Origin of the sequence: Vibrio sp. T9 (assembly GCF_003123985.1) — a bacterium.
GTDB classification, from domain to species: Bacteria; Pseudomonadota; Gammaproteobacteria; order Enterobacterales; family Vibrionaceae; genus Vibrio; species Vibrio diabolicus.
The window spans coordinates 231,562-244,061 of record NZ_NIGY01000001.1; the positions used below are offsets into that span (position 1 = coordinate 231,562).

A 12,500-nucleotide genomic window follows, 5' to 3' on the forward strand; every position below is an offset into this window, starting at 1 on the left:
GTTACCCAATATGCCCAACGGTATGTAAAATCCAAACCATAACAAAACTAAGTAATACACCAATCACGCCCAGAACTGCACCGATACGAGCCATTTGGCTGCTTTCGACATGCCCAGTAGCATGAGCTAACGCGTTTGGTGGCGTACTGATTGGTAACGACATACCGAGCGACGCGGCAAATGTCACGACTAAGATCAGCGTCACTTCTCCACCCAATGGCGTTAACGAAGTCATCGAGGTACCTAGCGCAGCCATAATCGGCATAAGTAAGTTTGCAGTGGCCGTATGCGACATAAAGTTTGCCATTAACAAGCACAAGAACGCCGCACCAAACAAGACCACATATGGCGAGAACTGATCAAACGGAATACTGTGTACCACCAGCTTCGCAAGCCCTGTTTTATCCAGAGCAAGACCCAGAGCGATACCACCTGACACCAACCAAAGTACGTCCCAAGAAATTTTCTTCAAATCTTCCTTGTTGATAATGCCCGTCAATGAGAATACCGCGACCGGAATTAATGCCACTGTGTAAGAGTTCATCCCATGTGCTGACCCCATCAACCAGAGAATAATCGTACCTGCGAAGGTGACATAGACAATCATCGCTTTTGGTGTTTTCAAAAACTTGCTCTTAATATTCAGATCAATGGTGGTTTGCTCGGCTTTATACAAAAAGCCAATCAGAAACCACGCTAGCGCCATCATCACAATGACGAATGGCACGCCAAAGACCATCCATTCACCAAACGTAATTAAGTTATCACCAACCAAATATTTCAGCGCGATAGCATTCGGGGGCGTGCCGATTGGTGTACCAATACCACCAATGTTGGCGGCAACAGGAATACACAAGGCAAACGCAATTCGACCGGGATCTTTAGGTCCAAATACCGCAATCACAGGGGTTAGAATCGACAACATCATCGCTGTTGTTGCGGTGTTTGACATAAACATGGAAAAGACAGCGGTGATCAACATCAAACCCAACATAACGAACTTTGGGTTTTGCCCAAATGGTTTTAGCAACACGCGCGCTAAGTTGACATCCAGCCTGTACTTTGTCGCCGCCATAGCTAAGAAGAACCCGCCGAGAAACAGCATAATAATCGGGCTAGCGAAAGTCGCCATTATCTCGTTATATTGCAACAGCTCACCAAAATGTGGCTGCCCTTCTTGCAAGCGAAAAAGTACGATGCTTTTATTCGAAACAAGCAATAGTTCGAGCACAATGATAACGACCGAAGTGGCGTAGATTGGAATGGGTTCAAACACCCAACAGAGTGCAGCAAGCAAGAAGATTGCGATCACTCTCTGCTGGACGATAGTAATGCCATCAAATGGGAATGCAGAGAGGGGCATTAACCAAATAAGCAATGGTATCAATGTTGGAATAATGTATTTGAGATAAGGGCGCATAGTACTACTTCTCTTCCTGAGATGGTTAGCCAGACACGTTTGGCGTTTGGAACGCCATTACCCACCGCAATACCGAAGCTTTTAGGCTCTGACTAAGCCTTCAGAGACGAAAAATGCAGTAATGGCTTGTTCCAGAGAAGATTATGCACACTGTTTTCAAACAAAACTTTGGTGCGAGATCAATGAACTTGTTTTCACATTGGAAAACATTTTATATCTGTGTTCAAGCTCACTAAATGCTCACGATTTCAATGAAATATACTTTTCCATCATAAAGTTAGTTAAGATTTCTCCCCTAACTTCAGCACATTGCTGAACCTTAACTGTGAACCCCATTTTCTCGTAGAAAGGCCGGGCAGTGATACTCACTTCAGAGTACAGTCGCTCTATCCCCTTTACTTTCGCCTGTGAAAATAGAAAAGACATCAAATCACGACCAATACCTTGGCCTTGATATTCATGGTGACAAAAGAAATGGTCAATCAAGCCGTCACTTTGCAAATCACAATAGCCAACGATCTGCCCTTCTATTTCCGCGATATAGGGTTGAATAGCATCCATTGTGCGTTGCCATGAATTGAGATCAAAATCTGATGGGGCCCAAGCTGAGACTTGTGATTCGGTATAATCGCGACGATTAATGACTCGTACAGTGTGGTAAAAAAGTGTCCACAATATTGGAGCATCCTCTGTGCGATAGCGACGTATTGAGAGCATCGGTTCAACCATTCCTATTCGATAAATACCAAGTATTAACGCAAAGTAATACTGGTGAACTCATCATTTTCAATACCAACCACTAAAGGCTTTTCAAGCTGATCGCTGTTCATCAATACGGTGGTATTCAGCTCTCGACTTGATCTGCGTATTTTGCTTTTTCTGATGATATGTATATTAACAATGTAATCGGAATATTCCTTCGCGACTCCTCCAGAAAACTCCACATGCTCACTTTCATTATCTTGGACCACATGAAATTTTCGATTTGCTTGAATATCAGCGCTGAGTGAAGAGTCACCATAGTTCAGTACAACGGACGTTGGTTCACTATCTTGATTGGCAAAACAGCTAAATGCGAACATGCATAATGCAAGTATACTTTTTGATTTAAACATTGGTTATTCAATTTCTAGTTATTTTTCTGCCATTTGCATTACCAAACAGCACTCCTCAATAATCGCCTATTGTGCCACAGGTGTACGCAAGTCTCTAAATACAGTAAAAGGATGTACGATGAAATTCCGCTAAAAATGGGGAAATCACAATACATCTGAGGATAAACCAGCCTATTTAATCGCCCCCAACAACACCCAAGCAATTGTTTTTATTGAATTTAAAAGTAATAAATAGTGTAAGCAATATACGTACAAGCTCTTACTTTTTCATACGCAACTAAGCAAGTTAATAGAGAAAGACAATATTTTCTATACCACATGTTACAAATCTACTCATCTCATTATCACGTATGATCCGATATTGTGGCACTAGCCTTCCCTTCTTTTTAACGAAGGGAAGTTTTAACAATAAGGCTTGCACCTATTTTATAGCTAAAATCAATAAAGCATTTCCAACATCGGTTGGTCTAGGAGCGATCAATGAAAAACTCTCTCAGTTTTACTCATCTATTAAAAGTTGGCTTGATATCAATCGCAGCTTTGATGGGTGGATGCACTCAAGGAGATTGGCGTACCGCAAGCAGAGAGCCTGCCGGTATCGCGCCTGACCCTTCCAATGTGAAACATGCCGTAATTGAGTTTTATGCCGCAGATGCATTTGGTTGGCGAGGCTGGTTTGCGGTGCACACTTGGTTTGCGATAAAGCCTGAAAATGCGAACGAATATACCGTGTATGAAGTGGTCGGGTGGCGCGTGAATCGTGGACAACCCGCTCTGTATCAATACCAAACGGGCACACCAGATCGCTACTGGTACGGTGCGAAGCCAGAAAAAATACTCTCAATACAAGGTGAAAAAGCCGATAAACTTATCCCAAAAATACAAAGCGTTATCAACCAATACCCTTGGGCTGAAGAATACACGTTGTTTCCAGGACCAAATAGCAATACATTCCCGGCTTGGGTGGGCAAGCAAATTCCAGAGTTAGAACTCGACTTGCCATTTAGAGCAATTGGTAGCGGCTACGCCAACGAGTAAAACAAAAGCTTGGTAACTGGCGCGTTTTACGTTCAGCGCATAGCACTATACCTATTGTGCGTCTTCACCCAACTCGGTTCTGTTTCTTCCGTTGCGCTTTGCTTTATACAGAGCGTTGTCAGCGTCTTTCATTACCGCTTCAATTGGCATATCGTTGCCTTTCCAGTGAGAAACACCAAGTGATACCGTTACCTTACCAACGACCAGGAAATCGTGTTTTTCTACGTTATGCCTAATCCGCTCAGCGACATCAACCGCGTGATGGACATCCGTCGCTTCAAGGAACATCATGAACTCTTCCCCACCGGAACGGCAAAGATGATCATTCGCTCGGGCTTGCTCTTTCATCAACTGAGCGAATTCTTTGAGTAGATTGTCACCCACATCATGACCATAGTTATCATTGACGCTCTTAAAGTGATCAATATCCAAAGCTAAAATAGAAAAAGCGGTGTTTTCTTGCTTAAACAAGCCTAGAACTTTGTCTAAGCCGCGTCGATTTAACAACCCAGTCATCGCGTCTGTTAGCGTATCCAGTTGCAGCTTATCAATGGTTTTTGAAACGATACCAAACGCCTTGAGAAAACTGAGCTTCAAATGTGAAGCCTCAAAATACCAAGACTTAACCAGCTTCAAATCATCGATGGATGAGGAGTGCTCTTCTACTCCTCGAACAGCGCCAGCCAATTGCCATAATGGTCTTGAAATAAGTAGAGAGAAGAACCAGATCAACAGCAGAGTTAATAAACCAATTGGAATCGATTTGAAAAATACACTCCACATCTGCTCATCTAGCACCATTAACGTCATTGATTTCGGGCGCTGAGCGACAATTCCCCACCCTGATGATTCAACTGGTGCATACCCTGCTAGCATTTCAACACCGCGAGAGTTCACAATTTCTTTGTTACCACGCTGACCCATTGTCACGGCGTTAATTGCCATATTATCGTTGATCACTTCACCAACCCGCGATTTATCTGGGTGGTAGATCAGCGTATTGCTTTCGTCCACAACGTAAAGGAAAGAGCCATCTTTGTAAGCATGCTGGCTAAGTAATTCCGCAAGAATATTGTCCTTCTCTAAATAGATAGTACCGCCGATATAGCCTAAATATTCATTGGACTGAGAAAATATAGGGTATGAGATCGTTAACAGATAATTTCCTGCGGGTGAGATAAATGGCTCAGTGACAAAGGGCGCTTGAGCATTTAAAGATTGACGTTTTCTTTCACCAACGAGCTTTACACCTTTCACCTGAAGTGTCTCTGGTGATACAGAAATAATGACGCCTTTCGCATTAACGACAACCACAGAGTTGAATGATTTGGTTTGCTTTCTCAGCCTCTCCGCCTCTTCGTCAAGAAACTGAGCATCGTGCATCTTATCTTTTAGCAAGTTCGCACTGTATTTTAGCTGCGACATTGAGCTTTCTATGAAAGAGTCCGTCATTTCTGACATTTTTTGCGCATAAACGCGGTTGGACTCTAACGTGTTATTGATGATGAGATCTCGTTGCACTCGATAGATCGAATAAAACGCATTGATCAAAGTGACAAGCACACTGAAAACACACAAGATTACAATAAGGTTTCTAAGATTAAGTTTTTCTTTTCTTCTAAAGGACATTTGCCAACTGCCAGCTTCGATGGCTTTTTGTATGAATGAGCGTATAGGTTATATGAAATTGATTTAATTTTCAGGTAGGAAGTTGGGAGCAGTGTTAAATATTTTTTCACATAATAGAACACAAAATGAGCTAATAAGAGAATTCAGTGACACAAAATAAATGCCGTGCCACTGTAATATCGCACAACTTTAAGCAAGCTCTGTGCTGGTCATTACCATTGCCTTTAATACATCGACAACAAGCTGATGATCATCTAACTGCGGTAAACCCGATACCGTCACAACACCAATTAAACCAGAACCCAAGATTCGAATTGGGAACGCGCCGCCATGAGCACAATACTCACGCGCATCGAGATGTGACTGATTTTCAAAATCACGCTGCTTTTGCTTATTGTATAGCGAGAGGTAGTAAGAGCTGCGACCATATCTCAATACTGAGTTTCGCTTTCTACGAACCCAATCCAAATGGTCAGCGCACGTTCCTGTCATCGCGTATTGAAATAGCGTTTGTCCAAAACCGTAGACCTCAATAGCCACAGCCGCGTCACAGGCTTCCGCCGCTTCTTTTAAAGCTAAACCAATAGACCACGCAACTTGATGGTTAAACTCTTTCAATTGAAGCTCATGCTCTTGTTGAGCGACGAGCTCAAGCGTTAAGCTCATGATTTCACCTGAATCGTTTTACCCGTTTTACTGCTTTCCAATGCCATCTCAATCAGAGCGATATTCTGTACTGCTTGAACGGCAGGAACCGGGTTATCAGCACCCAGGCGAATTGCGTCCGCCACACCAACAAAATAAGCTTGATACGCACCTCTCTCCGTTTTGATAGTTTGCGCACCGTCTTCGTCGTAGCGGACACCGTATAACGCCTCGTCCTCTTCTGACCAAGCATCGTTCTCCGGTAATCGGCCTTCTTTTAAGTAACCTTCTTGAGGATCTAATCCGAACTTTTCATATTTAGCCTCAGTACCCAATACTTTATAACGCAGGTTTGGTTCTGGGCTGTATAAGTTTGAATGTAAATGCACAATATGGTCTGGGTAATGAAGCACTAAGTTGTAGTAATCAATCGTCGTCGCGCCCGGACGCATCATTCGACACTGTGCGTCTATCGCATCTGGCAAACCAAATAACACCAAGGCCTGATCGAGAAGATGGGGAGCAAGATCGAATAAAATACCACCGCCATCTTGAGCCTGCTCTCGCCAGCGTTGACGAACTTCAGGACGGTAGCGATCAAAGTGCGACTCAAACAGCCTCACATCACCTAACTTACCTTGTTCGATAAGCGATTTAACGGTGATAAAATCGCCATCCCAACGCCTATTATGAAAAACGCTCAGAACCAATCCTTTTTCTTCTGATAAGGCGATCAACTCATTCCCATCTTCTATGCGCGTTACAAACGGTTTTTCGACAATGACATGTTTCCCATTGTTCAACGCGCGCTTTGCGAGCTCGTAGTGCACGTCATTTGGCGCAGTGATGATCACAAGCTCAGCGTCACTGTCATCGAGTAAAGTATTGGCATCAGCAAACCACTGAGCATCTGGCCAATCATTTTGGACCGCTTCCTGTTGACGAGAACTTATTGCGCTCAACGTCAAGTTTGGCAGTGCTTTAATGAAGGGTAAGTGGAAAGTTTTTGCTGAATATCCGTAACCAATCACGGCGGTCTTTACGGGATCGTAAGCCATACTAAGATTCCTTATTTCGGTGAAACAACAATACATTCAATATCATTGTGGTCGAGAAGTTGTTGAAAATCTGATTGAGGAGCATGATCGGTAATAACGATGTCGATCTTTGACAAATCACATACATGGTGAAAATTGTCGCTTCCAATTTTGCGGGATTCACAAACGACAATGACTTGTTGAGCTTGCTCTATCATGGTTTGTTTCATGTTTGCTTCTAGCTCATTATTTGTCGTCAACCCTCGGGATGACAACGCGCACACACCAATAAACGCCTTATTCACATGATATTGCTTCATTTGCTGTTCTGCTTGTGCACCCAAGATCGCTCTGGCGTAGGGGTCAAAGTGTCCACCTAAGAAATGGACGTCCATTGATTCACTTTTTTCAGCAGCGATTAGTACGTCAATACTGTTGGTGACCACGTTGAGCTTATCTTCTTCACAGCGTGCTTTTTCTACGTAAAGTGGGAGCAGAGATAAGATAGTACTGGTATCAATAACAAGGTGGTCACGCTCATCCACAAGCTTAGCGGACGCTTGAGCGAGGCGATGTTTAGTGTCGCTAATTGCTCGACTGGAGTACGCCTCTGTAGAGGAAGATATCGGGGCAAGCATGACGCCACCTCGGATTCTTTGTAATCCCGGTAGTTGGCTCAACTTGACTAAGTCTCGACGCGCTGAATCTCGAGAGATGCCAAAATACTCGCAAACTTCCGATAACGTTATTTTGTTTTGTAGCTCTAGCTTGGCTCTGAGCTCTATCAATCGCTCTTCTTGCGTCATTACTTAAATTCACTTAAGTGGTTTTAAGCAATAATGCCACACAGCAATCAAATAACCAATACGGACGCACGCAATATTTGCTTATGCTGATACCAAACAGAATTGTTAAGTTGAGGAGATGAAGAGCGTTTTGCTCATCATCCCCTATCACAAAATTTTTTGGTGTAATGTTTACGTTAGCTGGGTCGCTACTTTTTCATGGCTTCTTTAAAAACTTGATTCCAATCTTGTTTCATATCGACAAACAACCAACCTTGCTCTTCACCCACTTTAAATGATTTGTCTAATTTCCCCACGTGAGAGTCTTTATCATACGCCCATTCACGCTTGTCATCCGTATGATGGATAATCGCTGAAAATCGTGGGCCAGACCCCGCTTTAGTCCACTCTAACATTTGTAAGTCACCGTCAGAATTACCAAATGCCATCACCGGGCGCTTACCAATGAAGTTCTGGATCGTGACAGGCTTCACCGCTTTATCATTCACAAAATCAATTTCTGGCAAGCGTTGAATCGTTGGCTTTCCATCAACAACCTGATACTCCGCTTTTAATGTCGTCCCAACGATATTTTGCGTTGGGATCCCGTACACTTCTGGTGCCCAAACACGCATGAAATCAATGCCACCTCCAGAAATTATATAGGTCTGGTAGTCATTTGCTCTCAAGTAGTCGAGTAACTCAAGCATCGGTTGATAAACCATTTCAGTGTATGGCTTTCCCGTCGTAGGATGAACGGCCGTTTTCATCCACTCCTTCACTTCTTGATGGAACTGATCAGTCGACATTCCAGAGTGAGTCGCCATAACAAGCTGCATCACACCTTCAAGGCCTTGCTTGCCAACCCCCTCCAAGTCACCTTTTATTGCCGAAGCAAAAGGTTCTGTTGTTTTCCAATCAGGATGCTCAGAGGCCATCTCTTTCACTTTATCGATCGCAAAAAACAGCTGTAGATAAACGGGTTTTTCTGCCCACAGCGTCCCGTCATTATCAAACGTAGCGATCCTTTGGCTTTCAGGAATATAAGCGTCCGAGCCTTGAGTCGTCGTTTTAGTAACAAACGCCATAATAGCTTGCTTCGCACCGGTGTTGTTCCATGATGGCAGAGGATCTTGCACATCAACAGCAATGCTATAGCTAGACAGAGCAAAACTTGTCGCAAGGACAATCACCTTTAACTTTATAGCCATTTTAATTCCTTATATTGAGGTACGGGATGCAAATCCAAATGAAAGTATAGTTCACGATTAACAAGCGCAATTCAGAGCAACATATGTAACGACACCAGAAAGTGACCTTGTAACTAGAAACACGCTTTAATTAAAGAAGCTTACTGATAAAGTGTTGAGTTAGCTGGCGTCAACCTGCTCTGAAGTACTTTGACGTCCCTTTTTCTGATTAAGCTCATCAATCACGTAATCCGGAGCCACTTTCTTAAGTTCCGCTAAACACTGTTCAGACTTGGGGTTATCGTACCGAATGTAGATATCACACACTGCGTAAAGCTGCTCCGGCGCGCCAGAGATCAAATAAGCTTTTTCAAAAGCGTGCACAGATTTTTTAAGATCTAACTCTTCTTGCAGAACACCATTTAAGTACCAAAAATAACTGTTGTTCTTCGCCATATTAGCGGCCTTTTCAATTTCGCTAGCGGCATCATGCTTCTCACCAAGTCTTACTAGCGCCAATGACTTCGAGTAATGCAAAGCAGCGTTATCAGGAAAAAGTGTGATTGCTTCATCAAGTACTTGGATAGCTTGTCGATCTTTTTGTTGCGCTCGAAAATTGTCCGCATAGCTTAACCAGACTTGCGGGTTACTTGGCATCAGCTTGGTTAGCTCTGGATAAATCAATGCCGCTTTGTCCCACTCTCGATGCCAACGATATACATCGGCAAGGAGTAATCTAGAAACGTTGTCAGTTTTCTGCGACAAGTAGGATGTTAAATCAGTCACCGCGCCTTCTAGTGACTGTTGCTGCTCCGAACTTAAACTGGCGTAATCTCGAACCAAGTTTATCGCTGCGGTAATTCGAACCATTGCATCGTCATCACTTAGCAACGGGGAAACCAGACGCCAGCGGTGCTCTATCATATAGGGTTGAGCTCCTACAATTGCCGCTTCACGAATTCCAGCATCTGCATCTTTCAAACCACGAGCGACGGCAACCAAAGCGTTTTGGCTGGGGTAGTTGGCCAGTTCACGTAAAGCATCAATACGCTTTTCTGAAGACAACTTTTTGTTTTGTGCATCATAAGACAACTTTTCGACTTGTTGTGCTAGCGTCATTGGTTCTTCTTGAGATGCTATCTCAACGGGTGGAACTTTATCTGAATTGAGCAGAGGTTTATCTTGAGCCCAAGCGCCTTGGCTTAACGCTACACTCATCGTGAACGTTAAAAGTGACTTCGTAAAACGCGTTATCTTGTGCATTGATGAGACCTTACTTTTATAAAACTGGACCAGTTGAATCTTAGAACTTAATGTCAAAAACAGGTCGATTAGACGCTTTCAGGTGCAAAGCCTTATCACTGTATTTGCCGTGTACCACAGGGTTGCCCATCGCTCGTAAAATGTACGCCATTGATTTGTCGACATGCGCAAAAAACTTCTTCCAACCTGCACATAGATAGTTGAGGCCGGGCTCACCTTCTCTGGTGCGAATAAAGCGGTTTTTAGGGCATTCTCCAAAACATGCAAACTGGTAATCGCAATTAACACACTGCTGAGGCAGTGTACGACTTTTAGCAAACCCGAATTTCTGCTGGTCAGGGCTATAAGCGAGAGTATCGAGTTTTTCGCTGTGAATATTTCCGACCTTGTATTCCGGGTAAACATAGTGGTCACACGCAAAGACATCACCGTTTGGTTCCATTGCTAAACCTTTGCCACAGATTTCACCTAGCGTGCATAGTGGGTTTTTTCTTCCCATCCATGTTTCCAAACTCGCTTCAAAATACTGTACAAAAACGTTACCAATATCATGCACGACCCACTCATTGAATATCGCGATAAGGAAGTTACCCCATGCTTCATCCGCCACACAAAATGGCTCGACAACCGAATCCTTGTGGCCGGGAATCAGACGTTTATCACCTTGCATTAGTTGCTCATTGGGCTTCCAAGTTTGTGGCGCTGTTGTTCTGAAAGTTTTCTGCTCAACAATCGGAATAAACTGCATTTGAGGGGAACGTACTTCATCTCGTAAGAAGCGATACACTTCCAATGGGTTTCGGCTGGTCAAGTTGTTCACACACGTGAGCGTTGCAAACTTCACTTCATGCTTATGTAATAGCTCAACGGCGTTCATCACTTGTTTAAATGTGCCTCTTCCCGCTCGATTTGTTCGGTAAGCGTTGTGCATCATCTCAGGGCCATCGATGCTTAAACCGACAAGAAAGTGGTTCGCTTTTAGAAACTCGCACCACTCATCATTAAGAAGCGTGCCATTAGTCTGAAGATCATTAGAGATCGTAATACCATGAGGGCGGTATTTATCTTGTAATTCAACAATTCTTTTGAAGTAATCCAACCCCAGCATGGTTGGCTCTCCACCTTGCCAAGAGAAGATAATTTCAGGTGTGTTCTGCCCTTCTATGTATTGGCGGATATAGCTCTCTAAGGTTTCGTCATCCATTATTGGCGAGCACCCTTGCTTATATTCCAACAAATCTTGTTTGCTTAAGTAATAACAATAAGTGCAATCGATGTTGCAAGCAGCACCAATGGGCTTTGCCATCACATGTAAACGCTTAGATGCTTTTCCGTTGAACTGCGGCCCTTGAGTTATGTGCATTCATCACCTTCTTAGTTGCTAACCTGTCCCCAATGATGTCAAACCTAATCATCGAGTTAATCGCCTAGGGTGATGATAATGTTCAATTATTCTCGGCGCTTGTTATAGTGTGTATAACCGTTTGTTATGGTTTTGCTTGCTAGACTTTTTGATCAAAGTCGTTGACGGAGTTGCCGAATGAAGCATCCCAAAAGTAAGATTATTTCCCTTGTCTCAGCCATATCGGTCACGCTGATAATTAATGGGTGTGCAACAACCCCACCACACTCTCTCGCTCAGAAAATCGATCAAGATATGGTTCTTGTCGAAGGTGGGCAGTTTACGATGGGCGCAGATAATCCATCAGCCAAAAAGTCAGAGCGCCCAGCTCGCACTGTTAACGTTGATGGATTCTATTTGTCAAAATTCGAGGTAACTCAATCGGTCTTTGAAGCTGTCACTGGCTCCTCTCTGAGCTACTTTCGAGATCCAAATACACCCGTCAATAATATTAGTTGGCAACAAGCCAATTATTTCATTCAGAAATTGAATGAAAAAACGGGAGAGCATTACCGTCTACCAACAGAAGCTGAATGGGAGTTTGCCGCTAAAGGCGGAATTTTAAGTAAAGGCTTCACTTTTTCTGGATCAAACAATATTGACGATGTGGCTTGGTATGCGAATAACTCGCACAATAAGGCTCATAAGGTAGGTCAAAAGCAACCAAACGAGCTCGGGTTGTACGATATGACAGGTAACGTAGGCGAGTTTGTGATTGATGCTTTTGACGAAGGTTATTACAAAACAGCGCCCAGTGATAATCCGGTAAACGCAAAAGAGGAAAAAGAAAGCCTTGCACACAAGTCTGTACGTGGCGGCAGCTTTGCTTATGGCGCAGACGAATCTGAAAACTATCGCCGCGATTTTGCCAGCCAATCCGTCATTATGTCTGACATGGGCCTTAGACTAGCGAAAGACGTAGACTAAACTAAGTAGAGAAAGTGGCGCGATAAAGGCTCCACTTTTTACTATTGGT

Annotated in this window: 12 protein-coding genes; 2 read left to right on the plus strand and 10 right to left on the minus strand. The window is 43.5% G+C overall.

Annotated features, from left to right (window positions below; all coding sequences use genetic code 11):
* Nucleotide 1: 1 nt before the first annotated feature.
* The 3 genes from CBX98_RS01025 to CBX98_RS01035 all read right to left on the minus strand — a co-directional run bounded on the left by CBX98_RS01025 (nucleotide 2) and on the right by CBX98_RS01035 (nucleotide 2,535).
* Nucleotides 2-1,420 carry an SLC13 family permease gene (locus CBX98_RS01025; protein WP_005394158.1) on the minus strand — a complete coding sequence of 473 codons (1,419 nt, stop codon included), beginning with the start codon at nucleotides 1,418-1,420 and terminating at the stop codon, nucleotides 2-4.
* A gap of 240 nt (nucleotides 1,421-1,660) precedes the next feature.
* Nucleotides 1,661-2,137: a GNAT family N-acetyltransferase gene (locus CBX98_RS01030; protein WP_104974150.1), complete on the minus strand. Its 477-nt coding sequence runs from the start codon at nucleotides 2,135-2,137 to the stop codon at nucleotides 1,661-1,663.
* Between the two features lie 35 nt (nucleotides 2,138-2,172).
* Nucleotides 2,173-2,535, minus strand: a complete 363-nt coding sequence (locus CBX98_RS01035) for a hypothetical protein (protein WP_104974151.1) — start codon at nucleotides 2,533-2,535, stop codon at nucleotides 2,173-2,175.
* Nucleotides 2,536-3,015: 480 nt separating this feature from the next.
* Between CBX98_RS01035 and CBX98_RS01040 the strand changes: the two genes are divergently transcribed.
* A complete protein-coding gene (locus CBX98_RS01040) occupies nucleotides 3,016-3,573 on the plus strand; it encodes a DUF3750 domain-containing protein (protein ID WP_012841873.1) in 558 nt (185 codons plus the stop codon).
* Nucleotides 3,574-3,624: 51 nt separating this feature from the next.
* Here the strand turns inward: CBX98_RS01040 and CBX98_RS01045 are convergent, their stop codons facing one another.
* The 7 genes from CBX98_RS01045 to CBX98_RS01075 all read right to left on the minus strand — a co-directional run bounded on the left by CBX98_RS01045 (nucleotide 3,625) and on the right by CBX98_RS01075 (nucleotide 11,485).
* Nucleotides 3,625-5,202, minus strand: a complete 1,578-nt coding sequence (locus tag CBX98_RS01045; RefSeq protein ID WP_109168385.1) for a sensor domain-containing diguanylate cyclase — start codon at nucleotides 5,200-5,202, stop codon at nucleotides 3,625-3,627.
* A gap of 189 nt (nucleotides 5,203-5,391) precedes the next feature.
* The gene (locus tag CBX98_RS01050; protein WP_104974152.1) at nucleotides 5,392-5,868 is read right to left on the minus strand and encodes a heme-degrading domain-containing protein; all 477 of its coding nucleotides are present in this window, start codon (nucleotides 5,866-5,868) and stop codon (nucleotides 5,392-5,394) included.
* Complete coding sequence (locus CBX98_RS01055) at nucleotides 5,865-6,905, minus strand: oxidoreductase (RefSeq protein ID WP_104974153.1); 1,041 nt, start codon at nucleotides 6,903-6,905, stop codon at nucleotides 5,865-5,867. The genes CBX98_RS01050 and CBX98_RS01055 overlap by 4 nt, the downstream gene beginning before the upstream one ends.
* A gap of 11 nt (nucleotides 6,906-6,916) precedes the next feature.
* Nucleotides 6,917-7,690, minus strand: a complete 774-nt coding sequence (locus CBX98_RS01060; protein WP_109168386.1) for a DeoR/GlpR family DNA-binding transcription regulator — start codon at nucleotides 7,688-7,690, stop codon at nucleotides 6,917-6,919.
* Nucleotides 7,691-7,878: 188 nt separating this feature from the next.
* Entirely contained in the window at nucleotides 7,879-8,880 is a 1,002-nt protein-coding gene (locus CBX98_RS01065) for an HAD family hydrolase (protein ID WP_109168387.1), read from the minus strand.
* A 159-nt stretch (nucleotides 8,881-9,039) separates the two neighbouring features.
* The gene (locus tag CBX98_RS01070; protein ID WP_109168388.1) at nucleotides 9,040-10,122 is read right to left on the minus strand and encodes a hypothetical protein; all 1,083 of its coding nucleotides are present in this window, start codon (nucleotides 10,120-10,122) and stop codon (nucleotides 9,040-9,042) included.
* Nucleotides 10,123-10,162: 40 nt separating this feature from the next.
* Nucleotides 10,163-11,485: an anaerobic sulfatase maturase gene (locus CBX98_RS01075; protein WP_109168389.1), complete on the minus strand. Its 1,323-nt coding sequence runs from the start codon at nucleotides 11,483-11,485 to the stop codon at nucleotides 10,163-10,165.
* Nucleotides 11,486-11,662: 177 nt separating this feature from the next.
* Between CBX98_RS01075 and CBX98_RS01080 the strand changes: the two genes are divergently transcribed.
* Nucleotides 11,663-12,451: an SUMF1/EgtB/PvdO family nonheme iron enzyme gene (locus CBX98_RS01080; protein WP_109168390.1), complete on the plus strand. Its 789-nt coding sequence runs from the start codon at nucleotides 11,663-11,665 to the stop codon at nucleotides 12,449-12,451.
* Nucleotides 12,452-12,500: the final 49 nt, after the last annotated feature.